The organism is Candidatus Kryptonium thompsonii (assembly GCF_001535985.1).
Lineage (GTDB): Bacteria > Bacteroidota > Ignavibacteria > Kryptoniales > Kryptoniaceae > Kryptonium > Kryptonium thompsonii.
The window spans coordinates 1-25,150 of sequence record NZ_CZVS01000002.1 but is presented as its reverse complement, the minus strand read 5'-3'; the positions used below and the strand labels follow the sequence as shown (position 1 = coordinate 25,150).

At 36.0% G+C, this 25,150-nt stretch carries 20 protein-coding genes; 7 read left to right on the top strand and 13 right to left on the bottom strand.

Features of this window, described 5'->3' with window-relative positions; translation table 11 throughout:
• From AWW78_RS00345 to AWW78_RS00335, 3 genes are read right to left on the bottom strand one after another with little or no spacing between them, the layout of a single operon-like run.
• Window positions 1–3,243, bottom strand: coding sequence for an alpha-mannosidase (locus tag AWW78_RS00345; RefSeq protein WP_075425987.1), 3,243 nt, complete (start codon window positions 3,241–3,243; stop codon window positions 1–3).
• A 55-nt stretch (window positions 3,244–3,298) separates the two neighbouring features.
• Window positions 3,299–6,847, bottom strand: coding sequence for a PAS domain S-box protein (locus tag AWW78_RS00340; RefSeq protein WP_047133708.1), 3,549 nt, complete (start codon window positions 6,845–6,847; stop codon window positions 3,299–3,301).
• Between the two features lie 15 nt (window positions 6,848–6,862).
• Complete coding sequence (locus tag AWW78_RS00335) at window positions 6,863–7,780, bottom strand: serine hydrolase (protein WP_047133707.1); 918 nt, start codon at window positions 7,778–7,780, stop codon at window positions 6,863–6,865.
• A gap of 206 nt (window positions 7,781–7,986) precedes the next feature.
• Here AWW78_RS00335 and AWW78_RS00330 point away from each other — a divergent pair, with 206 nt between their 5' ends.
• The 6 genes from AWW78_RS00330 (at window position 7,987) to bshC (ending at window position 14,308) form a co-directional block, all read left to right on the top strand.
• Window positions 7,987–8,520: a redoxin domain-containing protein gene (locus AWW78_RS00330; RefSeq protein WP_082349305.1), complete on the top strand. Its 534-nt coding sequence runs from the start codon at window positions 7,987–7,989 to the stop codon at window positions 8,518–8,520.
• A gap of 79 nt (window positions 8,521–8,599) precedes the next feature.
• Window positions 8,600–10,282 carry an acyl-CoA mutase large subunit family protein gene (locus AWW78_RS00325; RefSeq protein WP_047133706.1) on the top strand — a complete coding sequence of 561 codons (1,683 nt, stop codon included), beginning with the start codon at window positions 8,600–8,602 and terminating at the stop codon, window positions 10,280–10,282.
• A 15-nt stretch (window positions 10,283–10,297) separates the two neighbouring features.
• On the top strand, window positions 10,298–11,260 hold the full coding sequence (locus AWW78_RS00320; protein ID WP_082359525.1) for a decaprenyl-phosphate phosphoribosyltransferase: 963 nt from the start codon (window positions 10,298–10,300) through the stop codon (window positions 11,258–11,260).
• A gap of 19 nt (window positions 11,261–11,279) precedes the next feature.
• Window positions 11,280–12,641: an acyclic terpene utilization AtuA family protein gene (locus tag AWW78_RS00315; RefSeq protein ID WP_047133705.1), complete on the top strand. Its 1,362-nt coding sequence runs from the start codon at window positions 11,280–11,282 to the stop codon at window positions 12,639–12,641.
• A gap of 22 nt (window positions 12,642–12,663) precedes the next feature.
• Entirely contained in the window at window positions 12,664–12,900 is a 237-nt protein-coding gene (locus AWW78_RS00310) for a hypothetical protein (RefSeq protein WP_075425986.1), read from the top strand.
• Window positions 12,824–14,308: a bacillithiol biosynthesis cysteine-adding enzyme BshC gene (bshC, locus tag AWW78_RS00305; RefSeq protein WP_082359524.1), complete on the top strand. Its 1,485-nt coding sequence runs from the start codon at window positions 12,824–12,826 to the stop codon at window positions 14,306–14,308. Before AWW78_RS00310 ends, bshC begins: the two co-directional genes overlap by 77 nt.
• Before the next feature lie 3 nt (window positions 14,309–14,311).
• Here the strand turns inward: bshC and AWW78_RS00300 are convergent, their stop codons facing one another.
• The gene (locus tag AWW78_RS00300; RefSeq protein WP_075425985.1) at window positions 14,312–14,776 is read right to left on the bottom strand and encodes a tetratricopeptide repeat protein; all 465 of its coding nucleotides are present in this window, start codon (window positions 14,774–14,776) and stop codon (window positions 14,312–14,314) included.
• 72 nt (window positions 14,777–14,848) lie between these two features.
• On the opposite strand from AWW78_RS00300, the gene AWW78_RS00295 reads away from it, so the two are divergent.
• Window positions 14,849–15,595, top strand: a complete 747-nt coding sequence (locus tag AWW78_RS00295) for a phosphatase PAP2 family protein (RefSeq protein ID WP_047133701.1) — start codon at window positions 14,849–14,851, stop codon at window positions 15,593–15,595.
• On the opposite strand, the gene ribD is transcribed toward AWW78_RS00295, so the two are convergent.
• The 9 genes from ribD to AWW78_RS00250 form a co-directional block, all read right to left on the bottom strand.
• On the bottom strand, window positions 15,592–16,698 hold the full coding sequence (ribD, locus tag AWW78_RS00290) for a bifunctional diaminohydroxyphosphoribosylaminopyrimidine deaminase/5-amino-6-(5-phosphoribosylamino)uracil reductase RibD (RefSeq protein ID WP_047133700.1): 1,107 nt from the start codon (window positions 16,696–16,698) through the stop codon (window positions 15,592–15,594). The two genes, AWW78_RS00295 and ribD, sit on opposite strands and share 4 nt — an antisense overlap.
• 2 nt (window positions 16,699–16,700) lie before the next feature.
• The gene (locus AWW78_RS00285; RefSeq protein WP_047133699.1) at window positions 16,701–17,120 is read right to left on the bottom strand and encodes a hypothetical protein; all 420 of its coding nucleotides are present in this window, start codon (window positions 17,118–17,120) and stop codon (window positions 16,701–16,703) included.
• A 151-nt stretch (window positions 17,121–17,271) separates the two neighbouring features.
• Complete coding sequence (locus AWW78_RS00280; RefSeq protein ID WP_075427522.1) at window positions 17,272–17,685, bottom strand: hypothetical protein; 414 nt, start codon at window positions 17,683–17,685, stop codon at window positions 17,272–17,274.
• 107 nt (window positions 17,686–17,792) lie between these two features.
• Window positions 17,793–18,728: an ABC transporter permease gene (locus AWW78_RS00275; RefSeq protein WP_075425984.1), complete on the bottom strand. Its 936-nt coding sequence runs from the start codon at window positions 18,726–18,728 to the stop codon at window positions 17,793–17,795.
• Window positions 18,725–19,690: an ABC transporter permease gene (locus AWW78_RS00270; RefSeq protein ID WP_047133697.1), complete on the bottom strand. Its 966-nt coding sequence runs from the start codon at window positions 19,688–19,690 to the stop codon at window positions 18,725–18,727. Before AWW78_RS00270 ends, AWW78_RS00275 begins: the two co-directional genes overlap by 4 nt.
• Window positions 19,691–19,699: 9 nt before the next feature.
• A complete protein-coding gene (locus tag AWW78_RS00265; protein ID WP_047133696.1) occupies window positions 19,700–21,292 on the bottom strand; it encodes an ABC transporter substrate-binding protein in 1,593 nt (530 codons plus the stop codon).
• Between the two features lie 16 nt (window positions 21,293–21,308).
• On the bottom strand, window positions 21,309–22,340 hold the full coding sequence (gene hprK / locus AWW78_RS00260; protein WP_047133695.1) for an HPr(Ser) kinase/phosphatase: 1,032 nt from the start codon (window positions 22,338–22,340) through the stop codon (window positions 21,309–21,311).
• Window positions 22,341–22,344: 4 nt separating this feature from the next.
• Entirely contained in the window at window positions 22,345–22,644 is a 300-nt protein-coding gene (gene hpf, locus AWW78_RS00255) for a ribosome hibernation-promoting factor, HPF/YfiA family (RefSeq protein ID WP_047133694.1), read from the bottom strand.
• Between the two features lie 59 nt (window positions 22,645–22,703).
• The coding region (locus tag AWW78_RS00250; protein WP_047133693.1) for a DNA internalization-related competence protein ComEC/Rec2 at window positions 22,704–25,150 on the bottom strand (2,447 nt) is incomplete at its 5' end.

Below are 25,150 nucleotides of genomic sequence, written 5' to 3'. Positions count from 1 at the left end.
TTATCTGTAAATTTTTAGGGTTGTAATTGAGTTTGCTTTAACTTTAAGAGTTATTCTTTCCCCATTGAATTTTAATTCTTCTCGATCTTCTTCAAGGAAATTAGATTTGAAAACTTTCGAGGGGATGAAGGGTAAAACAAGTTGTGCTTCGGTTTCCTCGCCTTGGGATTCGTAAAATTGAATTGTCCATGAATTTGAATCTTCCGATTTTTTCAAAACTGTTAAAATCAAGTTTTCAGGTGAGAGTTTAATAAAAGAGTAATTTTCAAGTGGTAGATTTCCAGCGTGTTTATCGGTTAAAATTGGAACGAGAGGATTGTTGAAGTCGTAGGCGATATTTGGCGTCTTTGCTTCTTTCCATGTCCCTTTGTGTGGGTAAAGTGAATATTTAATTCTGTGAAAACCTCTGTCGGCAGTTGGATCTGGCCATTTCGGTGAACGCAGAAGTGATAAACGCATTGTTGAGCCTTTACAATCGTAGCCATATTTTGAATCATTAATTAAGCTAACCCCGTAATCTTTTTCTGATAAATCAGCCCACCTCAAAGCAGGCACTTCAACTTTTGCACTATCCCACGAATTTTTTAATTGGGTTGACCTTTTAATATGCCCGTAGGGAATTTCATAAGTTGCAAATGTATCTTTAACCGTAAGCGGAAATGCAACTTTGAGCATTACATTCTCTTCCCACCAATCCACGTCCGTTGTAAAGTCTATCCTTTCGATTTTATCGTAGAGAATTATATACTGGGTGAAAAAGCTTGTTGGAAATGTTTCAGTGGGTGGATATGACCTCGTATCTGGTTTTCTAAACTCCCTTTCAAGTTTTAAGACTGCACAAACTGGTCCTGATTCAATCACTTCACAATTTTTAAAGTTTGACTCAAACTCAACCCCAGTTAAACCAATGTTCCATGCATCCCATGCAGTGGGTTTATCTTCAAGAAGTTGTAGTTTATTGCCATGTCCATTTAAAATCTGCCTGTTAAATCTTTTATCAAAAATTTCCTTTATCCATCCGGTTGATGTATCGATTTCAATTTTGAAGAACTTATTTTCAATGCTTCTATTTGAAATTTTAATCTCGCTATTAAACGCAGATGGTTTTTGATTTTTTATGATATAGGTTCTGTAGCCAAGTGGTGGAACATTTTCAGCTATGAAGATAAGCTTTGCTTTATTTCCATCGGTTATTATTTGAGTTGGTATTTCTTCACCGGAAAGAGTGAAAATAGAATATTCATTTTTATCAAATGGTTGTAGTTCAATTACAACAAGATCTGTTCTTGGCCAAGAGCTTGGATTAAAAACTACAAGCGGGTTTCCTTCTTTAAGTTCAGCTGTGTTTATGTTTTGAACGATTTTGTCAAGCGATTTTCTTATTTGAAAGTTCGTAAATTCCTCAATCTCCGCATAATCCTTTTTTGCATCAAAATAGACTTCTCTTATGCTTGAACCGGGCAGAATGTCATGGAATTGATTAAATATAAATTTGAGCCAGTATTTCTCAAAAAGTTCATTATCATAATTTGAATTAAACAGTGTTGCAATTGTTGAAAATTTTTCGGCGTTTGATAATGCAATTTCAAGTTTACGATTATATTTTTTGATGTCTGATTGCGTTGTATATGTACCTTGGTGATATTCAAGGTAAAGTTCGTCCTTCCATACTGGTAGTTTTTTTAGGATTTCTTTATCTATCGTTTTAAGGTAATCCTCAACCGTTGAAAATTTAACATTTGGGAAAATGTCAAGTTTTTTAAGTTCATCTATTCTTTTAAGCATTTCTTCCGTTGGCCCACCGCCATGGTCGCCAACCCCGAAAAGGACAAGCAGTTCCCTTAACCCGGTGTTTGCCTCAAACTGCCTTAGCCAATCGATAAGACGGAATGGATTTTCAATCGTATTAACATAACTAAATGGGAAGTAAGTCAAAACCCTTGAACCGTCCAAACTTTCCCACCAGAAAAATCGGTAGGGAAAAACATTCTTTTCATTCCAGTTTAATTTCTGTGTTATAAAATAAGTTATATCTGCATTTGCGAGAAATGTTGGCAAGTTCCAGTTATATCCGAAGGAGTCGGGGAACCAACCGATAATGGGTTTTACACCTAAAACTTTTTTAAAATATCGTTGTGAATACAAAAGGTTATGCATCCATGACTCACCCCCTGGGAGATTGCAGTCAGGCTCAATCCATGTTCCACCGACAACTTCCCATCTTCCCAATTTTATTTGTTCTTTGATATTATTGAAAAGTTCAGGGTAAAGCGTTCGCATCCACTCATAGTAAACCGCCGAACTTTGTGTATAGGTTAAATGTGGATATTTTCTCATAAGGTTGATCACAGAGTTAAAGGTATTTTTACACACCTCGACGGTTTCTTTTGAACGCCACAGCCATGCAGCGTCTATGTGAGCATTGGACACAAAAACAAGCGTAAATTTTTTAGCGAATTCGCTAACTGGTTTTAACTTCGCTCTTGTTTTTTCAAGTGAGATATTAAACTTTTCAACATCTCCCAAAGTAAGTGAATTTAAATCAATTTCTTTAACTGCGCTTTGCAGAATAGAATTAAGTTTTATTCTTTCTTTTTTATCAATCGTTGAGCGATCTATGCCAGGATCGTATCGGGTCATATCATTTGCTTGGTAGGTATCAAAACTTAAAAGTTTTTGCCCAACTTTTAAACTAAGTGAGAAATTTTTTATTTCCTTTAGAAAATCTTTTAAGCTTTCAACTTCAAACTCAGCCATTATAATTCTCAAGGGACCTGCTCTATTGATCGCTTTAATTGCAATTAAAAATTCCTGACCTGGTTTAACTATATCTGTTAAATCAAACTCCGCACTCCATTGGATGTAGCCAATATACTTTTCATTTACCCACAGATAGCCCAAATCATCAACAGTGACTTTGAAAATAATTCTTCCACTTACATCTTTCCCAAACATTTTTTCAGGTAGCGTAAACTTTGTTCGTAACCAGCATGAATCAACATAAATCCGTTGCCCTATTCTTAATGTCTCCCATTTTGAATCGTCAAAGTTAATTTTGGTAAATACTTCTTCGGCTTTTTCACCGGTGAGACATTTAATATCAGGGCTGGCTTTCCAGGTTCGGATTGAAATTGTGCTTAATGAGTCGAGGATCGATGTTACCGTGTCAACTTCCGTTTTTCTTTGTGAGAGTGCAAGATTTGCAATTCCAATAAAGATAATGGGAATTAGTCCCTTTAGCATTTCTCTTAACTTTTTATTTTTTAATTTAACTTAGCCGTTGATTTCTTTGGCAGGTTCATTTTCTATCAAGAACTTCTCTGACTTTCACAGCGATTGTCTCGTAGGAATATGGTTTTTGAATCAGGTCAAAACCTTTAATAAACTCTAAATTTAGCCCATTTAAGCTGTATCCAGTTGCAAAGATTACCTTAATCGATGGTTTTATTTTTACGATTTCTTTCATCGCTTCGTAACCACCTAAAACTGGCATGACAATATCAAGAAAGACAAGATCAATTTCGTTGGCTTTTTCTTTGAATATCTCAATTGCTTCAAGCCCATTGCTCGCTGAGTAAACCTTATAACCAAGGCTTTGTAACATGTCTATCACGGTTGTTCTTAGTTTTTCCTCATCTTCTGCTATAAGGATTGTCTCGGTGCCACCCTTTATTTCAGGTTTCGCTTCTTCTTTAGCTTCTCGCTCTTCTTCGTATTCATAAACCGCGGGGAAGTAAATTCTGAAGATTGTTCCCTGATTTACCTCACTGTAAACATTTATAAATCCACCATGTTGTTTCACAATTCCATAGACTATTGAAAGTCCAAGCCCCGTTCCATGTTCTTTTGTTGTGAAAAATGGTTCAAAGATCCTTGGCAGTATCTCTTTGCTTATTCCAATCCCAGTATCAGACACTGAAAGAACAACATATTCGCCGGGTTTTGCTTCGAGGTGATAATCACAATATTCTTGATCGATATACCTTGTGTATGTTTCAATTATTATCCTTCCTTCGCCATAGATTGCCTCTTGAGCGTTAATTATAAGGTTTAAAAGAAGTTGATTTATCAGCGCAGGGTCAACTTTAACATTTGGAAGTTTTGGTGCAAGTATGAGTTCGATTTTAATGTTTTCACGAAGAGCTTTTAGCATGACTTTGGTGAAATCATTTACTATGCTATTCAGGTCGCTTATTTTCATTACTGCTGGTTGTTCTCTGCTGAATATCAAGAGCTTTTTCGTAAATTCACCTGTTCTTCTTATTGTATTTTCAATCTCTGTAAATTTTTCATTAACTTTTTCAATATCCCCTTGGGTGAGAAGTCGCTTTGCAAGCTGTGTGTTTCCAAGTATAACAGTTAAAGCATTGTTAATGTCATGAGCAATCCCAGCGGTTAATCTTCCAAGCGACTCCATTTTCTGAGATTGAAGTAGTTGTTGTTCAAGCATTTTAATTTTTGTTACATCACGCAATATCCCCTGATATGCAATTATATTTCCCTTGTCATCATAAATTGGTGTTGATGTGTCGTAAACTATAAGTTTACGGCCATCTTTTGTCTTAAGATGAAGTTCGTAATCTTTTATATATCCTTGTGTTTCAATCGCTTCAAGATTTTTCTTTCTATCTTCTGGATTTTCGTATAGTTCTGTTGGTATATCAACTTTTAAAATTTCCTCCTTTGATGAGTATCCAAAAAGTTCAACAAACGCTGGGTTTACATCTACGAGCTTTCCTTCGGGTGTGCTTATGTAAATTGGGTCCTTTGAATCCTCGAACAATTTTCTATATCTTTGCTCTGATTCACGGAGCGCTTTTTCGTTTTCGCTTCTTTGAATTGTAAGCCCAAGTATATCTGCGAATGTTTTTATAGCATTAATTTCTGCCTCATCCCATTTTCTTTCAATCCTGCAGTCGTTTAAGCTTATAAAGCCCCACCATTTATCACCAACGAAAATTGGAACCACAAGGATTGACTTAACTCCAAGAAAGCTTAAAAATAGATATTCTCTAAAGGGAAGGTTTTTTACAAATCCATGTATAACCTCTTTTCTTCCAAGTACATCAAGCCATCTTTCAAATCCACTCAGCTTATATGATATGTTTTGTAATTGTGAATCCTCTACCTGTTTCTCTAAATTTGAGGAGTACCACCTTGCAACTAAACCTGTTGTAAGTTCTCCGTTTCTTTCCTGATTTTTGAATAGATAAACAGAATTTACCTCTGCTGATTCCCCGAGGGCTTCAATAAGTTTGCCTATCTCTTTTTCCCAGTCAATCGTTTTTATTAAAATGCCCGCTGCATAGTTTATCACTTTTAAAACTTTCTCTCTCTTTAAAAGCTTTTGTTCCGTTTCTTTAAGTGTGGTTATATCAAAAATTATTCCGATTGTTTTGATAGCTTTCCCGTTTTCATCTCGAATTATATAAGCGTAATCGAGGCAGTAAATAGAACTGCCATCTTTCCTTCTAATTCTGTATTCCGTCTCAAGTGTTGAAACGGTGCCTTTTATTGCATCGCTGATTTTTGGCATAATGAGATTAACATCATCTGGGTGAATAAATTCCTGCCAACTAAACTTTCTTTCTTTAAGCTCTTCTTTTTTTATACCGAAGATAGCCTCGAGATCCCCCTCCCAAGTTGTCGTGTCATTCTCAAAATCCCATTCATAAACGACCTCTTTCATTGCAAGAACTATCTTCTCGAATTTGTCCCTCCAGTTTGTAAGTTCAATTTCAATTAATTTTCTTCCTATCGAGAGAGATATCTGTATTGCTATTGCGAGAATTAAAGTTATTTCCCTCTGCGTGAATTCGTGCGGTTGCTCATAATAGATCATAAATTTTCCAAGAAGCTTACCTTTGAAAACAAGTGGTATGAATCCAAGCGACCTAATTCCTTCATTTAAAATTATCTTTTTTAGGTTCTCGTTAAGAGTTCTATCCTTCTCTACATTGCTTATAAAGATTGGTTGTGGATTGGGATCATCCGGTTTCCATGGCGAATGTCCTTCAACTGCTTTCCTGTAATTTTCCGATAGCCCAACCCATGCCTTAAATCTCATAATACCATCAGGGTCAAATAAAAGAATGGATGCCTTGTTTATATTTAAAGCTTTTGTGATTCCATCTAATGTTTGCTGATAAACTTCTTCAATTGATTCGGCTCGTATAACTGTGTTTGTAATCTCATAAAGCATTTCAGTTATAAAATGTTCCTGTTCGAGTTGTGCGGTAATTTCGCGCTGTTTTACAAGTTCATGTTTTAACCTTTGCGAAGGTATATGAGCAAGAACTGCGAAAATAAAGAAAATGGCTATATAAGATATTAAAAGTACAACTTTTTGAAGTTCCGAGATTTGAAATGTGATAAGTGTAGGGTGATAAAGGATTTCAAGTGTTTCAAAGATGTAAAGAAATATAACTGCAAGTGAACTTAGAATTGCCAGTACCAACGCTCTTGTCGTTCCCCCAAAAATTCCATTAAAAACTATGACAATTAAATAAAGAAAACCTGCAAATGTAAAAGATAATCCCCCTACATAGTAAACAACGATGCTAATAACAATTATGTCGATGATGTTTGTTATAAACAGAACTTTGTCGCTCGATTTTAACAGATTTCGCAGAAAACGATATGGTTGGTTTATCAAAGATTGAAATAAAGCAGCAATTGTGAAGATATGAATTGGAAGTGAAAGTTTGAAAATGAAGTTTAAAGCTATAAAAGTTAATGCGAGTGAAACTGAGGCGATCGCCCTCGCTTTAATTGAATAATCGCAGGCGAAATCAGCAAAACTTTGTTCATACTTGCTTAAATTATTGGATGAGTTCGGCGGTTTCATTTTTTGTCTTATAGTTTATTTGCAATTTCCTTTTGTGAAGTAATCGAATATAAGTTTTGAGATTTCAGCGACTGCGAGATGTCCTTTATTGTCAACGGCGTATGAAACTTCAGAAAGCTCATCACAAAAAATTGCAACAGCATAGGTAACACATTTCGCATAAACAATCCCGATATCTGCTTTCATTTTATCAATTGAACCAGATTTATTTGCGACGGTGACATTTTCAGATAAATATCTTTTCATCATTTCATAGTCTTGATTGTTTTTCATTATGTTAATTATCTCAGCAGATATCTCGGGGTTTATAACTTTCCCATTTGCGAGAAGTTCGAGGAGTTTAACCATATCGTTTGGGGTTGTATAGCCAACGCCGAATCTCATTGCTTCTGGTGTTTTCTTTTTGGTTTTGAAGGACATTAACTTATTTAAAATTTTTGTATTGTTAAGTCCAAGTTCCTTCATCCTGTTATTTACGGCTTCAAGTTTTGCGTCGTGTTCGTCGGCAAAGCAATCAAGTACAAGATTCGTTGCGGTGTTATCACTTAAAATTATCATTAAAACTGCGACATCTATCAACTTAAGCTTAGCTCCATCGTAAAAGTATTGTAAAACACCCGAACCACCATATTTAAGCGAATCATCAAATGAAATGAGTGTGTCTTTTTTCAATTTTCCTTCTTCAAACTTATAGAATAGTTCTACAAGTATTGGCACCTTTATCACGCTTGCGGTTGGGAAAAGGGAGTCAGCGTTGATTTGAATTGTTTCACCAGTGATGAAATTTTTTGCTGAAACCCCAAGTCTACCTACCCCGTATTTTTTCCCGATTTGATTGATTTTTGAAACTATTTCATCGTTTGTAAGTGTTAACTTTGATGTGGTGCATGCTGAAAGTAAAGAAGCAAGCATGATTAAGTAAAGGTATCGCATTTTCAAAAAGGCGTTTTTTGAAAAGATAAATTTTTTATTGAAATTATTCAAGTAAATTTTTTGATAGGTCCGCTTGAGATAAATAAAATTGTCTTTTTGAAACTTTGCCGTGATTTTGACATTGTCGGTCGGATAGATTGATAATGTGAAGGTTGAAACTTATCTAAGAAAAAATGTAAATTTAAAACCAAAAAAGGATAAGGCTTATGCGCAGGATAATTTATCTTACTTTGTTATTAATCTTTCTCTTTTTAAATGTTAGTTCACAATCTTTAAAAGTTGGGGATAAAGCTATTGATTTTAAATTGCCGTATGCTACAAAGGACACGATTGTTTTTAGCGGGATTAGCTTGTCTGAGTTGATCGGGAAAAGAAATATTGTTCTTGCTTTCTACCCAGCTGATTGGAGTGGCGGTTGCACAACTGAGATGTGTACATTTAGGGATAACTTCGCTGAACTTTCAAAGCTTGATGCAGAGGTTCTCGGAATAAGTGGGGATTATGTCTTTTCGCACCATGAATGGGCAAAGCATTTGAATTTACAATTTAAGCTTTTAAGCGATCATAAACATGAGGTTGCAAAGCTTTATGATTCCTACGATGAGGCTTCTGGATATAACAAGCGAACAATTTTTGTCATAGATAAAAATGGGAAAATAGCTTATATAAATTGGCGCTATAATGTTAGGGACCCGAAACACTTTGAAGAGTTGCAAAAAGTTCTTTCCTCTCTGAAGTAAGTTTTGACAAAGGATGGCAATTATGTAAATTTAAAAGAAGTTGCAACCTGCAAAACTAAAAGAAAAAAGGAGCAACACCATGAACAACACGGACAAAATCCGTGAGGCAAAGAAGAGGTGGCTTGAAAAAGCTGAAAATTCTTCAATGAAGAGAACCGGGATAAAGTTTACAACGATTAGCGATATAGAAGTTCAGATGCTTTACACCCCTGATGACCTTGAGGGGTTTGATTATATGGAAAAACTTGGTTTTCCGGGTGAATATCCCTACACCCGGGGAATCCATTATAACATGTACCGTGGTAGATTATGGACCATGAGACAATTTGCGGGCTTTGGGACACCCGAGGATACAAATCAAAGATTTAAGTTTTTGCTGAAACACGGGGAAACGGGTTTAAGTGTTGCTTTTGATCTGCCAACTTTGATGGGGATAGATGCAGATGACCCTATGGCTGAAGGTGAAGTCGGCGTCTGTGGTGTATCTGTGAGTTCGCTTGCAGATATGGAGATCGTTTTTAAAGATATACCCCTTGATCAGGTTTCAACTTCTATGACAATCAATGCTCCAGCTGCGATGATTTGGGCTATGTATCTTGTTACGGCGGAAAAACAGGGCGTTAAATTTAACCAGCTTAGAGGAACAATCCAAAATGATATTTTGAAGGAATACATTGCTCAAAAGGAGTGGATTTATCCACCTGAGCCATCAATTAAGTTGATCGTTGACACCATAAGATTTGCCAAAGATTATGTCCCGCAGTGGAACCCGATTTCGATAAGTGGTTATCACATTCGTGAAGCCGGGGCAACTGCTGTTCAGGAACTTGCTTTCACACTTGCAGATGGTTTTGCATATGTTGAAGCATGTATTAATGCTGGAATGGATGTTGATGAATTTGCTCCAAGGTTGTCTTTCTTCTTTAATTCTCACCTTGACTTTTTTGAAGAAATTGCCAAGTTCAGAGCAGCTCGTAGAATTTGGGCAAGATATATGCGTGAAAGATACGGAGCGAAAAATCCAAGATCTTGGATGTTGAGATTCCATACTCAAACAGCTGGATGCTCGCTTACAGCGCAGCAGCCAGAAAATAATATCGTTAGGACAGCGTTTGAGGCTCTTGCTGCAGTTCTTGGTGGAACACAAAGCCTGCATACAAACTCAATGGATGAAACTTACGCTCTCCCAACCGAAAAAGCTGCGAAGATAGCTTTGAGGACTCAGCAAATTATAGCTTATGAAATTGGCGTGGCAAATGTGATTGATCCGCTTGGTGGGAGTTATTACATTGAATCGCTGACAAATAAAATTGAAGAGGAAGTAGAGAAGTATTTCCGAAAAATTGAGGCATACTCATCAAATGGTTCAATGCTTGAAGGTGTTATAAAAGGAATTGAAGATGGTTTCTTCCAGCGTGAGATCGCTGAATCAGCTTATAGATATCAACAGGAACTTGACAGAAAGGAAAGAATAATTGTCGGTGTAAATGAATTCGTTGAGGATGAGCCCGTTGAAATTCCAATTCTAAGGATACCGCCAGAAGTAGCGGATAAGCAAAAGAAGAGGCTTGCGGAAGTAAGAGCGACGAGAAATCAAGCGGAGGTGGAGAGAGCGCTTGCTGAGCTTAAAAAAGCTGCTGAAGAGGATCAACCGCTTATGCCAAAGATACTTGATTGTGTGAGGGCTTATTGTACTCTCGGTGAGATGACAGCCACGCTGAAGGAGGTTTGGGGAGTTTATCAAGAACCACTTGTATTTTGATTGTTAAGTTTGTGATTGAAACGCAAGCTGATAGATAAAATCAAACCAAAGAGTGGAAAAGATTTGTTTTTTGATTATGTTAGGCTTGCAAGGATAAAGCAATGGCTAAAAAATTTCTTTATCTTTGCTCCGCTTATTTTTTCGCATCATTTGTTAGATTTTGAAAAGGTAAAAATTGAATTTATAGCCTTTCTTTCCTTTTCTTTGGTAGCTTCATCAATTTATGTGATAAATGACATCGCTGATAGGGAATCGGACAGGGCTCATCCCGTAAAAAGAAATCGGCCGATTGCTTCTGGTCGTGTTAAGGTATGGCAGGGTTTGCTATTTTCAATTTCGCTTTTTGTCGTTGGTTTCGCTTTAGTTTTGCAACTTCCATTAAAGGCGGGACTTTTGATCATTCTCTATTTTTTGCTTATGCTCCTTTACTCTTTCAAATTAAAGCAGATCGTTCTTGTTGATGTTTTTGTCATAGCGATTGGTTTTATGTTTAGAGTTCTTGTGGTAGCATATGCAATTAATGTGGTCGTTTCAAAGTGGCTTTTTATAACGACGCTTTTCCTTTCACTTTTCCTTGCTATTTCAAAAAGAAGAATGGAACTTTATTTTTCAATTCAAAATCCAAATTCAGGCTTAACTGAGCAAAGGAAAGTTCTCGATGAATACAACATAAAGTTTACTGATCAAATGCTTGGCATAGCTGCAGGTGGTGCGGTTATCTCTTACGCTCTTTACACCATTTCAGAAAGAACAGTTTCCCTTTTTAAAACCGAAGCGTTGATATATACAACTGTTTTCGTTCTTTACGGGATTTTCAGATATATGTATTTAATTTACCAAAAGAAAAGCGGGGAAAATCCAACAGATGTGATTTTGGGCGATATTGGCATAATTGCTAACATCTTTCTGTGGCTTATTGCTTGCATAGTCATAATTTACCGTTGGCAGATCCTTAAATTTTTGGGGATAGAATTTTAAAGAAATTAACATTGGTGAAATGAAGGAAAAAATAAGAATCGCATCGGGGCAGGGATTTTGGGGGGATTGGCTTGAAGCCCCAGTCCATCAGGTCACAAAAGGACCTGTGGATTATCTTGTGATGGATTATCTTGCTGAGGTCACAATGTCGATCTTGCAGAAGCAAAAGAAAAAAGATCCAAACCTTGGCTATGCTCGTGATTTTGTAAATTTGATGGAAAGAATTTTGCCGATAATTGTTGAGAAAAACATTAAGGTTATAACGAACGGCGGAGGTGTTAACCCAATCGCATGTAGAGATGTAATTTTTAAAGTTGCACAAAAGCTTGGGATAAGGGGCTTAAAAATAGGAGTTGTGTTTGGGGATGACATACTTGATAAAATTGATGATTTCATCAAGATGGGCGTTGACTTCAAAAATATGGACACGGGTGAACCAATTGAAAAGATCCGTGACAGAATAACAAGCGCAAATGTTTATTTCGGCGCTTTTCCGGTCGCTGAGGCTTTAAAACAGGGCGCTCAAATTGTAATTACTGGAAGGGTAACTGATACAGGTATCACGCTTGCACCGATGATTTATGAATTCGGGTGGAGCGAAACTGACTATGACAAGCTTGCCAGTGGAATAGTCGCAGGTCATATACTTGAGTGTGGAGCTCAAGCAACCGGTGGTAATTTTTCATATGATTGGCGCTCCGTCCCGGATATGGCTCATATTGGTTTTCCAATCGCCGAGGCTTATCCGAACGGGGAGATCATCATAACGAAGCATGAAAACACAGGTGGACTTGTAACCGTTCAAAGTGTCACAGAACAGCTTGTATATGAAATTGGCGACCCGACGAACTACATAACCCCCGAAGTTATTGCTGATTTTACAACGATAAAACTTGAACAGGTAGGGAAAGATAGAGTTAGAGTTTACGGTGTTAAGGGAAAACCACCAACCAAATTTTATAAAGTTTCGATGTCTTATTTCGATGGTTACATGGCTGTTGGAACTTTGACATATTCATGGCCTGATGCCCTCGAGAAGGCAAAAAAGGCGGATGAAATAATAAGGGCGAGGTTGAAGGATCTCGGACTTGAGTTTGAAGAGATACATACAGAATTTCTTGGTTATAATTCATGCCATGGTCCTCTTGCGCATAAGATTGAAGAACCAAACGAAGTTGTGTTAAGAATTGCTGTTCGTGGTAAAAGTTTTGAAGCTGTTGATAGATTTGGTCGTGAGGTGCCAGCTTTGATATTGACAGGTCCTCCTGGCGTGACTGGTTTTGGTGGTGGTCGCCCACATCCAAGCGAAGTCATTGCGTATTGGCCAACGCTGATACCAAAGGAGCTTGTTAAACCTGAAATAATTGTCGAGGAAATTTGAAATCAAATATAAATTTAAAACAATGCAACCTGTAAATTTTCGCTATCTTTTTCCAAATTATGGCGGATTGACGCTTTTGTTCATTGATTATATCTATAACTTTAAGAGCGTTAAAGAGTTTTACAACCATGATTTTAACGATTTTGATAATTTGCCTAGTTTAATTGAAACGGTTTTGAAGAATTACAAAAATAGGGGGGGAAGTTGTCCAAGTTTTAAAGAGGCAAAACTTCTCTTATGGAAATCATTACGCCAGTGAAAATCTTGAACTTCTTTCTCGTGATAACACCCTTGCGGTGGTCACAGGGCAACAAGTTGGATTTCTCTCAGGTCCACTTTACACGATTTATAAGATTATAACGGCGATAAAACTTTCTCACTTTTTGTCCGAAAAATTTCCCGATTATAATTTTGTGCCAGTTTTTTATCTTGAAAGTGAAGATCATGATTTCTTTGAAGCAAACCATGCTAAAATTTTTAATGCAAATAACGAACTAATTAAGGTTGAATTTGTCCCTGCCGATGGGTTTAAGGAAAATTATGGTCCTGTTGGAGAAATCAAATTTGATGACGGGATCGAAAATGTTTTACAAAAACTTAAAGATGAACTTCAAGACAGCGAGTTTAAAGAAGCTGTTTTAAGCCTTGTTAACTCGGCGTATCAAAAAGATATTAGCTTTGTTGAGGCGTTCGCAAGATATGTTGGTGAGCTTTTCAAAAATTTCGGTCTGATCTTTTTGAACCCAAACGATGCTAATTTAAAGAAACTTCTCACACCCGTTTTTGAAAAAGAGATAGATGAGCACCCGAAACTTTCCAATCGAATAATTGATGTAAGCGCTGAACTTGAGAAAAGAAATTATCATGCTCAAGCTAAACCCAGAGCTATTAATTTATTTTTACTTTACAGGGGTGGGCGGTATCCAATTGAACCAGCCGATGAAGAAGGAATGTTCAGATTGAAGGGTGTGAGGTTTAAATTTAGCAAGGGGGAACTTAAACATATACTTGAGACAAATCCGCAGGCGTTGAGCCCCAATGTAATCTTAAGGCCAATATGTCAAGATACGCTTTTACCGACGATTTCTTACATTGCGGGTCCATCTGAAATTGCTTACTTCGCACAACTTAAACCTGCCTATGTTTACTTCGGAGTTCCAATGCCTGTCATTTTCCCAAGGATAAGTGCAACTCTAATTGAACCAAAGGTTAGAAAGGTTTTAGAGAAATACAACATTAATATTCATGAGATTTTTTCCGATTTTCCGTCTGTTGCGAAGAAGATTACGGCTGAGAGTTTAGATGTTGACATCGATGGATTTTTCCATACCGTAAGATCGAGGATTGAATCACTTCTTGGGGAGATCAAAGATTTCGTTTCTAATATAGAACCATCGCTTGGTGGAGCCGTTGATAACTCGAGCAGTAAAATTCTTTATCACATAAATAGCATCTATGAAAAAACGATAAACATGAATCAAAAACGAAACGAAATTGTAGCAAAGCAGATTGAAAAGCTAAAACTTAACTTGCTCCCTGAGGATGAACTCCAAGAAAGAGTTTTAAATATAACCTATTTTCTCAACAAATATGGACCAAGTTTAATAAATAGACTGTTTGATGATCTTGAGATGTTCGAGTTTAATCACCAGATACTTTATCTGTGAGGTTTACTTGGTTATGATTTTTTGCGGTTCTTTGCCAAGATTTTCAAGTTCAAATTTCGCAGACACTGCAAGCTCGGAGTTCGGATATAACTCAAGGAATTTTTGATAGTATTCCTTTGCCTTTTCGTAATTGTGGATTTCATTGGCATGGATGAAACCAAGCATGAAGAGGGCGTTCATCGCTTCCTTCGTGTTCGGATAATTTTGAATGATTTGTTCTAAGAATTTTATCGCTTCTTTTGGCATGCGAAGTTCGCTTAAATAAATCTGTGAAAGTTTGAAAAGCGCTTCGGCTGATTTTAAATTTTGAGGATATTTTTGGACGAAGTTATTGTAAAGCTCAATTGCTGTTTTTAAGTTCTTCTTTTGATATTCCTTGTCGGCTCTTTCAAGCAAGGATATGTCTTCTTTTTTACTGCAACTTGTTAGGAGCAGAAGGACGACTAAGATAAGGTTCTTAATTTTCATCTCTTTGTGCTTTTGTTTTTTGATAAAATTTAAACTCGGTGAAGGTAAAAGTCAAATAAAGGCAGGTAAAAAATGAGGCTGAGAAAAATTTTAATTTTGATTTTTTCGTTAATTTTACATCTTCAACTTTTGCTTGGGATTTCTTCATCTCAAAATTTGCTTGATAAATTGAATTATGATGTTAAGATTTTCGCAAAGAATTCTGTGAATTATCTATCTTCTCCGTTAAGATTTGATAATAAGGATATCATTCGTGTATCCATTGTAGGAGCTGGGACAATTTTTCTTTTTAATTTCGACCATTTTAACAAAGACTTTCAAAAAATTGACAATGCCACATTTAAAACTGCGATGAAGATCGATAATTATTATGGAACTGTATGGATGTGGGGTTTAATAGGGGGAACATTATACTCTTCGGGAATTTTATCGGGAAATGACAAAATCAGGGAAACAGGGCTTATGGTTTTTGAAGCTGGTGCTTTATCTGGGTTTGTGACGACATGTTTAAAAATTGCTTTTGGTAGAGAGAGACCATATGTAAGCGGAGAAAAATTTAAATTTCATCCATTTAGTTTCGGTGGGAATAAATTTTATTCATTACCGTCAGGACATGCAACCTTGAGCTTTGCTGTTTCAACGGTAATAGCTTCAAAATTTGAGAGTAAATTTATCAAATTTTTAATTTATACCCCAGCTGTTTTGACTGCGCTTGCTCGTGTCTATAACAATCAGCATTGGTTTTCGGATGTTTTCCTTGGCTCTGCTATTGGATATTTTACGGGAGTTTATATTGTTAATGCTCATAAACAACATTAAAGATAGCCTGTTATTAAAACATCATCCCCGAAGCTTTGAACCGAGATTTCCTTCAAGGTTATTATATCTCGAATTGACTTTATTCCAACATCGCTTATACTTTGGATCCCTTTACCAAGAATTTTGGGAGCGATGAAAACAAAGACCTTATCAGCAAGTTTTTGTTTTATAAACTCAGTGAAAATTTTCCCACCACCTTCAACAAGAACTGAAGTTATTCCTTTCTGTGCAAGTTTTTCAAGCACATCTTTTAAATCAAGTTTTCTTCTCATTGATTTTGCGGTTAAAACTTCTATCCCAAGTGAATTGAGTTTTTCGATTTTTTCCTTTTTTGCTTTAAGCGAATTTACCGAAGTAAAGACGATGGTTTTATCTGTGAACTTATCCGAGAATACATTTAACTCAAGTGGTAAGCTAAGGGCGGAGTCAAGTATAACTCTGTAGGGATTTCTGCCTTCAACGAGTCTAACGGTGAGATTTGGATTGTCAAGCCTTGCGGTGCGACTGCCTATTAAAACGGCGTCATATTCACTTCTTAATTGATGAACAAAGTGAAGTGATTGTTCACATGTTATCCATTTTGAGTTTCCTTCGATATCAGCGATTTTTCCATCTATTGTTTGGGCAATTTTAAGAGCTACAAATGGAATCTTTTGAGTTATATATTTGAAAAATGCTTCGTTTAATTTTTTTGATTCCTCTTCAAAAACTCCAACCTTAACTTCAATCCCCGCTTTCTTAAGCTTTTCAACCCCCTTTCCGTTTACGAGTGGATTTGGATCAAGAGTTCCAATTACAACTTTCTTAATTTTTGATTCGATGATCAAGTCAACACAAGGTGGTGTCTTTCCGTAATGGACGCATGGCTCAAGGTTGACATATAAAGTTGCACCTTCAACGCTTTCAGTGGCGTTCTTTATCGCATTTACTTCGGCATGTTCTTCCCCATATTTTGCGTGATACCCTTCACCGATGATTTTGTTATCTTTGACAATTACGCATCCAACCATTGGATTAGGGCTGACATAACCTTTACCTTTCAACGCAAGTTGAATACATCTTGCGAGGTAAAATTCATCTCGCTTTTCAATTTGAGAAGGCATGGTTACTCTTGTATGATTTTAATTGTTTTAGTAACTGTTTTAATTTTGCTGATAACTGAAATTTTAAGCGTATCAGATGTGCTTTTTGCGATAAGATCTACAGATACAGTGCATGGTTGTATAACTTGAATGCAAACTTTAGCTTTTTGCCTTCTCGCCATCGGGTTTATTTTAAATTCATTTTTAAGTTCTTTAAGATCGGTTTTGTAAACTTCCCAGCATGGGTCTGGAAGGTAACCATATATTTCAAGTGTGAACTTGTGATTGATTTTTATCGTGTCAATAATTTCGCCAGTTTTATCTTTAATTACGATTTTTTCAATATCTAAAATTTTATCGTAAATATATTGATTGCCTTGCGCCTCTGTTAAAGCATATCCGATGATTATGCACGATGTAAAGAAAATAATTGCTGTGTTCATGTTAAATTTTTATAGTTTGAGTGAATTTCTATTGTTTTTACAATTATGTGTTCAACCAGTGAATCCGAGCTGATACCTTTTAGTGCAAGCTGAACGCATCTTGTAGGGTAAAATTCATCAGGCTTTTCAATTTCAATATTAGGTGGCATGTTTACTCTTGTATGACCTTAATTGTTTTGGTAATTGTTTTATCAACGCCGATAGCTGAAATTCTAAGCGTATCAGCAGTAGTTCTGGCAATAAGGTCAACGGATGCTGAACATGCGACTATAATCTGGAGGCAAACGCTAGATTTTTTCATTCTTGACATGGGAGTTATCTTAAATTCATTTTCAAACTCTTGAACATCAATTTTGTAAACTTCCCAACATGTGTTTGGGAGCCAACCATGTATTTCAGTTGTGAACCTATGATTAATTTTTATTGTATCCGTAATTTTACCAGTTTCATCTTTAATTAAGACTTTTTCAATGGAAATCTTGCTGTAAATATATTCATCTTCAGGTGCTTCAAGCGAACTGCATCCAACGATTATAAACGCTATAAATATAATTGCTATAAGCATGTTAAATTTCATAGCTCTTGGACGAATCTTTTATTTAATTAAGTTTAAAAAAGAGAAGTTAAAAAATCAAAAGGTAATCTGATTCTGGGGTTGGCTTGGAGGGTACATCAAGTTCTTGATTCAAAAGTTATGTCTGAAATCCAATTCATTATCAAAACAGTTCCAGAAATTAAAATTCCAGGCAAAATTGGCAACCACCAAGTTGAAATCAAGCTTTTCTCCGCTTCGCTTATCATGTTTCCCCAGGTTGGAGTTGGCGGTTGAATTCCAAAACCGAGAAAACTTAAAATTGATTCTGTGAGTATAATATCTCCTACCATTAATGGAATATTTATTAGGGCTGGGGCAATAGCATTGGGAAGGATATGTTTCATCGCTATTCTTAATCCAGGCAAACCGATTGATTCAAGGGCAAGTATAAATTCCATTTCTTTAAGTCTTAGAAATTCAGCTCTTACAAATCGTGCAATTGACATCCAATTTAGCAATGAAAGTATGAGTATGAGCGAGAAAATTGTTTGATTGGGGATAAATGCAACAATAACTAAAATTAAAAATAATTTCGGGAAGGCAAGAAACACATCTGTTGCCCGCATCAAAATTTTATCAATGATTCCACCGAAATACCCTGAAATAGTTCCAACAAAAGTGCCCATCAAAAAAGCGAACAAAGATGAAAGAATTCCAATTATCAATGAAAATTTGCCACCATAAATTGTTCTGCTGAGAACATCTCTCCCAAGGTTATCTGTGCCAAAGATAAACAAAAGCGTTTTGATCTTTTTAAGTTTCTTAATCTCAATCTTTCCAGATGAAAATTTTTGATCATAGTATATAAAGCCATCGTAAATTCTATAGTTGAGAACGAATATTTTTTCTCCGGTTTCAAATGTTAATTCATATGCTTTTGAAAAAGGGGGCAGGTTTGAAAGGTTTTGCTTATCAGGTGAGGCGATTGGATCAAATGGAATTATTATATCGGCGAAAGATAGGTACAAAATAATTGAAATTGCAATCGCAAGTATTTTTCTTTGTGTTTTCATTTCAACCTTATTCTTGGATCAAAAATTGAATATAAAATATCTGAAATTAGGTTTCCCAAGATTACGATAAATGAAACAAATAGTGTTATCCCAACGGTTAAGGGATAATCTCTTTGAAGGATGGAATCAACCGTTGATTTACCAATTCCCGGGATTGAGAAGATTTCCTCAATCACTATTGAACCTGCAAAGAAAATTGGAAGATAAAGCCCAAAAAGGGTTATGACCGGTAGAAGAGCGTTAGGCAAAATATGTCTGTAAAAAATTGTTTTCTGGTCAAGACCTTTTGCTATAGCTGTTTTTATGTATGTTTGGGATAAAACTTTTAGCATTGTATTTCTTGTGAATCTTGCAATTGCTGCCATTGGTGGGGTTCCCAATGTTAAAGCTGGTAGAAATATATGTCTGAGAAGATCAAAAATTTTTTCAAAGAAATTCAGCTCGTTGAAATTGAAAGAGTGAAGTCCCGACGGCGGAAATAATCTAAATGTGTAACTAAACAGAAGAATTAAAATTATCCCAAGCCAGAACGACGGAATTGAATATAAAACGAGAAGTGATGAGGTAGTGATGCGGTCAATTAATTTGCCACGGTTGCGAGCAGATTGAATCCCAATTAAAATTCCTACCCCAAAGCTAAAAACTAAAGCTGGAATTCCTATCGTCAAAGTTGAGCTTAAAGATTCCATAATGCAATTTATGACGGGCTTGCGATAGATGAACGAGAAGCCTAGATTTCCAGTTATAATTTCTTTAAGCCAGTTTAAAAATTGAATGGAGATGGGCTCATCAAGTCCATATGCAGATTTTATCCTTCGGATCATCTCTTCGGATAATCTGGGGTTAAGATAAATATCCGAGAAAGATACAGATGGTAAAATTCTTAACAGTAAAAAAACGACAATAGCAATTCCGAATGATAAAAATATGGAATTTATAAGCCGTTTTAAAATGAAGCCCATGGGTATTTGTTATTTTAATTCCCACTCGTGTAGGTTATAGAGAAAACTTATGCTGTTCATCCGCACTGTTTTTAAATCTATCCGCTTGCTTATACCATTTATTCGCACTGGCTCATAGAGAAAGGTGTAAGGCTGATCATCGTAAATTATCTCTTGAACCTTATCCCATAATATCTTTGCTTGTGAAAGATTGTTCAAAACCGCAGCTGAATCGTTCAATTTATCGAAGTATGGATTTGAATATGATACGATATTATGCCCTGTTTTTATTGCCTCGGAGTGGAATAGGGTTGCCAAGTCTGGTTTTGTAGCAACTCTCCACCCTGAAAGAACCGCATCAAAGTTTCTGTTTAGTATATGACGCATAAATGTGTTGAATTCGAAAACTTGAATTTCCATTTTTATGCCAAGTTTTAATAAATCATTTTGGATGGCAGTTGCAACTTCTTTCCTCGTTAGATTTTCCGCATTTGTTATCAGTGTAAATTTGAAGTCGACTTTCTTGTTATTTATTATTTTGTCAAGGATTCCATCGCCATCGCTGTCTTTCCAACCAGCTTCGGATAAAAGTTTTTTGGCTTTTTCGGGGTTATATGGATATGGTTTCAATTTCTCATTGTGAGCCCAAAAAATTGATGGAAATGGTGAAGTAGCACGAACTGCATTTCCCCTCAATATAACTTTAATTATTTCGTCAACATTTATACCATAGGATAACGCCTGTCGAACTCTTTTATCAGCGAAAATCTGATTTCTTTGATTCCATCCGATATATTCATAGGCAAGGAAGGGATATTTTATGAATTTAACATTTGGATTGTTTTCGTATTTTTCCGCAACTGCTGGGGGGATTGACGGTAAAACATCAATTTCACCATTTAAGAATTGAAGAAGCAAATTTGATTCATTTGGAACTATTTTAACAAAAATCCTTGGAATTTTGGGATAATTTTTGTCAAAGTAATTTTCGTTTTTTATAAGCTCAATTACTTGTCCTCTTTCCCAGCGGGCAACTTTATATGGTCCATTTGTAACTGGCTTTTCATCAAAATAACCATTTCTTCTCCATTCAGAAAAAGGAACTTTTTCATAAATATGTCTTGGAATTATCCAAACATCGTTTATATCGGTCAGTTGATATGGGTAGACATAGCGATATTTAACGATCAAAGTTGTTTCATTCAAGGCTTTTACAAATTCGATGTTTCTAATTATGTCTTCAGCGTTCAGCCAGGCGACTTCAGGTGATGTTGCCACTTTAAAACTGAATTCAACATCATAGGCAGTTGTTTTGACCCCGTCGGTCCAGTAAACGTCGTTTCGAAGATAAAAGGTTATTTGTGTTGAATCCTTTGACCATTCCCAACGCTTTGCAAGGAGTGGGGTAAATGTCTTATAATCCTCTTGTTCAGTCGCGAGGCGCAAATATACTCTATCAAGCAAGTCTTGCGTGAAAAGCGAAGTGCTAAGATAAGGGTTGAATGAATCAATATCAATCGTACTTCCTATTATTATGTAATTTTTCTCAATTTCCTTTGTGCAACTTGCAAGGGTAATTAGTGTGATCAATGATAAAAAGAACAGAAGATGATTAATCCGCATTTAATTTATCTTTTTATTATTCAAAGTCATGTTCAAAATATCTTGTTATTCTTTCAATCGGGATATCGGCGGTTTTTATAGTTGACGCTTTTTGCCTTAAAATGGTTTCAAGATTTTTGTTAAATTCTTTTGCGGAATCATATCCGTAATGTTTTAAAAGATGATTAAGCGCTATAACCTCTGCAATTACAGTGATGTTTTTCCCTGGGAAAATGGGGAGTTTAATGAGGGGGATTTCAACGCCAAGTATTGAAATATGTTCTTCATCAAGCCCTGTTCGTGTGTATTCTTCCTTAGGATCCCAGTCAAGGAGCTCAACAACGACTTCAACCCTTTTTTGGTAACGGATCGCCCTTATCCCAAACATATTTTTCACATCGATTATGCCAAGTCCTCTTATTTCCATAAAATGTTTGGTCACCGAATTGCAAGTCCCAATTAAAATGTTTTCGCCTTTTTTCGTTATGAGGACTACATCATCTGCGACGAGTCTATGTCCTCTTTCAACGAGATCAAGCGCTATTTCGCTTTTTCCAATTCCAGAGCGACCTACGAAGAGAAGGCCTATGCCGTAGACATCAACGAGGTCGCCGTGAACGACGGTTTGAGGGGCGAATTGGTCATCCAGAAAATCGCTGATGAAGTAAACAAGTTTCGTTGTCTCAAGAGGCGTTTGAAAAACCGCTACCTGTTTTTCTGTGAAAAGGTCGAGCAAGTTGTCTGGTAAGAGATTATCATTAGTTATGACGACGCAAGGAATTTCAAACTGTAAAATGTTTTTGATCGATTTGATTCTCTCCTCAGGTGATAAACTTTGAAGATATTTTATTTCTGTATTTCCAAACACTTGAATTCGATTGTATGTAAATAGCTCGACATAACCAGCAAGCGCAAGCCCAGGGCGATGAATGTTTTTATCTGTGATTTTTCTATCAAAACCAACCTCACCATTAAGCGATTTAAGTTTAAATAGTTCTTTCCCCGATTCGTAAAAGAAACCAACAGTTATATGCGTCTTTTGGATTTCTTTGAATTCTTTATTGAACATTTTTCTATCTGTGTGATTTTAGTTTATCCTTGAACTTTATGAGTTGTTTTTCAACCTTTGTTAAAGATTTATCAAAAGCTTTGAGTATGTCTTGGTCGGTAGCTTTTGCCGTAAGTTTATGCTCGTAGACCTTAACCATTATCCCAACTTCTTTTAAATGGTTGTGCTTTGTGTCCTGCCTGAGTATTACCTCGACATCGATAATTCCATTGAAGAATTTATCAAGTCGTGTTACCTCTTTTTCAATATAATTTTTGATTTGTTCTGTCATTTCAACATGATGGCCCGTAATTCTAACTGCCATAAGAGTTCCAAGTTAATTTTTGTTTTCATAAGTAAATATAACAATTAACCTTTGATTTATCAATTTCTCCATTGGATTTTCTCAATATCCTTTCCATTTGACCTAAAAACGCCAGCCCCTTCTTCGTCGGTTCTGTGAATTTTTGTGCCAATTAATTTATATCTTCTCAAAACTATATCAGATGGATGATTATATTTGTTATACTTTCCAACCGAAATTACAGCCCATTCTGGTTTTACTTTTAAAACAAACGCAGGTGAGCTACTTGTCTCGCTTCCATGATGTCCAACCTTTATCCAGTCGCTTTTTAAAAATGTATCATAAATTTTTATCATCGACTCCTCCGCCTCCTTTTCTGCGTCCCCTGTAAAAAGAAATGATTTATCACGGTATTGGATTTTTATTACGACCGATGAATTATTCACATCATGTCCCGCTCCGTATCTATCTTCTTTATCAAAATTTCTGATAAATGGCTCTATCGGATGAAGAACATAAATTCTTGCTTGCTCTGTTATTTCAATTCTATTGCCTGCCCTTGCTGTCATGTGAGTTATTCCTTTGCTTTGGATGATCTCGATATATTTTTTGTAAATTGAAGAATTGTAATCCATACCATTGTCAATTACAGCTCCGACATCAAATTTTTCAAGGATGTATGGAATTCCACCAATGTGATCGTTGTGCGGGTGTGTTACAAGTATTGCATCAATTTTTTTAACTCCTTTTTTCTTTAAGAATGGTTCAATTATTCTTTGTCCAGGGTCAAAATTGAAGGTTTTATTTCCGCCGTCAATTAAAAGATTTTTCCCATCGGGAAATTGAACAAAGATGGCATCGCCTTGACCAACATCTAAAACTGTGATCTCAAGGTTTGAATTTTCAGGTATAAACTTATCTGTTAAGGTTGAGATAACACCGTTCGGGGCAAAGTAAATATAAATGTTCGCCAGGATTAGAAATGCAAAAATTATTCTTTTCATGGTGCTTTGAAATTTTATTGTCAGTAAGAAAATGAAAAAGCAGATAAGTAAAAAAAGATAAATCGTCAATGTTTCATCTACTTCAATATAAGCGAATGGAAATTGAGCAAAAAATTTCGCAATGGCAAGGGTTAACTTCAAAACTAACCAAAGACTGTTAGCAAATATCTGGGCAACGAAATTTGATAGAGGGTAAAATAAAAGCACCGCGAAACCAAGTGGTACAGCAAGTCCAACGAGAGGGACAATGAAAACATTTGCAACGATTGAGATAATGGAAATTTTGTTGAAGTATGAAATTGTAAAGGGCAATGTTAAAATTTGTGCACTCATCGAGACCACAAGTAGTGTCGCAACCGGAAGGATGTATTTTCGAGCGACGAACGGAAAAGCTTTGGAAAGGAATTTGAAGATTTTGGGATAGAAATAAACAAGCGAGGCAACCGCTGAAAATGAAAGTTGAAAACCGGGATGAAAAATTTGTTTTGAATCAAAAAGTAAAATTATGATTGCTGAAAAACCGAGAAGATTAAAGATATCAACCCTTCTTTCAATTGCCATTCCGAGCAAAAAGATTGAAGCCATCAAAGTCGCCCTTACAACCGATGGTGGTAAGCCAACGGTAAAGGCATAAAAAATTAGACCGAATATGGTCAAAAGAACTCGGAATGTAAGGTTGACCTTTAGAAAACCTGTTAAGGCGAAAAACATTGAAGTTATTATGCCGACATGCAACCCTGAAACAGCAAGGATGTGATATGTTCCAGTGTTGATAAAGTATTGCTGAACATCTTTTGAAATTTCACCCCTGTAGCCGAGAACTAAACCTTTAACAAAGGATGCTTCTTCAAGGGGTAGAAGTTTATCAAAAATTTGTAAACCATAACTTCTAACTGTAAATGTGATTCTTTGAAGGAATTCAAGAGGGCTGAGAATGTCAAAATTAAATCTTTGCGTGATTTTGATATGGCTGAACATGTAGGAAAGTAAAACTGCATCAATGTCGTTTATCTTCAAATATTTTGCGAAATCGAATTCCTCAGGATTTCTTGATTTTATCGGCTCTTTTAAAATCCCTATGATTTGTATCTCATCTCCATATCCAATTTTGGGTAAACTATCAAATGGCGATTTCCCTTTTCTTATTGAAACAAACACATCACCTGAAACATCAATCACCTTGTTCTGTTTGAAAACTTTGCTTGTAGAGATGACTAAATTTGTTCTACCATTTTTAACTTCAGGTAGCGAGATGAGTTTACCTTGAATTTTTACAATCGCTGTGTCATCTGTGAAATTAACAATTGAATCTTTAGGTTGAAATTTGGTATCAGATGTATATTTCAAGGCGCCGACGATTAAGACGAGAGAATAAATTGAGAGGAATTTTAGTAATTCAATTTTTAAAAGTGTGAAGATAAAATAAACGGCTAACAAAAGTAGGGATAGTAGTGCAAGAGTCTCAAACTTGAAGTCAAAGAAATGCTGAGGAATTCGATTTCGCAAAATATTTGAAGATAAAC

What these genes read in the sequence shown, in the direction of transcription:
- AWW78_RS00345 (WP_075425987.1), bottom strand. Translation starts at nt 3,243, where the DNA reads ATGCTAAAGGGACTAATTCCCATTATCTTTATTGGAATTGCAAATCTT.
- AWW78_RS00340 (WP_047133708.1), bottom strand. Translation starts at nt 6,847, where the DNA reads ATGAAACCGCCGAACTCATCCAATAATTTAAGCAAGTATGAACAAAGT.
- AWW78_RS00335 (WP_047133707.1), bottom strand. Translation starts at nt 7,780, where the DNA reads ATGCGATACCTTTACTTAATCATGCTTGCTTCTTTACTTTCAGCATGC.
- AWW78_RS00330 (WP_082349305.1), top strand. Translation starts at nt 7,987, where the DNA reads ATGCGCAGGATAATTTATCTTACTTTGTTATTAATCTTTCTCTTTTTA.
- AWW78_RS00325 (WP_047133706.1), top strand. Translation starts at nt 8,600, where the DNA reads ATGAACAACACGGACAAAATCCGTGAGGCAAAGAAGAGGTGGCTTGAA.
- AWW78_RS00315 (WP_047133705.1), top strand. Translation starts at nt 11,280, where the DNA reads ATGAAGGAAAAAATAAGAATCGCATCGGGGCAGGGATTTTGGGGGGAT.
- AWW78_RS00310 (WP_075425986.1), top strand. Translation starts at nt 12,664, where the DNA reads ATGCAACCTGTAAATTTTCGCTATCTTTTTCCAAATTATGGCGGATTG.
- AWW78_RS00300 (WP_075425985.1), bottom strand. Translation starts at nt 14,776, where the DNA reads ATGAAAATTAAGAACCTTATCTTAGTCGTCCTTCTGCTCCTAACAAGT.
- AWW78_RS00295 (WP_047133701.1), top strand. Translation starts at nt 14,849, where the DNA reads ATGAGGCTGAGAAAAATTTTAATTTTGATTTTTTCGTTAATTTTACAT.
- ribD (WP_047133700.1), bottom strand. Translation starts at nt 16,698, where the DNA reads ATGCCTTCTCAAATTGAAAAGCGAGATGAATTTTACCTCGCAAGATGT.
- AWW78_RS00285 (WP_047133699.1), bottom strand. Translation starts at nt 17,120, where the DNA reads ATGAACACAGCAATTATTTTCTTTACATCGTGCATAATCATCGGATAT.
- AWW78_RS00280 (WP_075427522.1), bottom strand. Translation starts at nt 17,685, where the DNA reads ATGCTTATAGCAATTATATTTATAGCGTTTATAATCGTTGGATGCAGT.
- AWW78_RS00275 (WP_075425984.1), bottom strand. Translation starts at nt 18,728, where the DNA reads ATGAAAACACAAAGAAAAATACTTGCGATTGCAATTTCAATTATTTTG.
- AWW78_RS00270 (WP_047133697.1), bottom strand. Translation starts at nt 19,690, where the DNA reads ATGGGCTTCATTTTAAAACGGCTTATAAATTCCATATTTTTATCATTC.
- AWW78_RS00265 (WP_047133696.1), bottom strand. Translation starts at nt 21,292, where the DNA reads ATGCGGATTAATCATCTTCTGTTCTTTTTATCATTGATCACACTAATT.
- hprK (WP_047133695.1), bottom strand. Translation starts at nt 22,340, where the DNA reads ATGTTCAATAAAGAATTCAAAGAAATCCAAAAGACGCATATAACTGTT.
- hpf (WP_047133694.1), bottom strand. Translation starts at nt 22,644, where the DNA reads ATGGCAGTTAGAATTACGGGCCATCATGTTGAAATGACAGAACAAATC.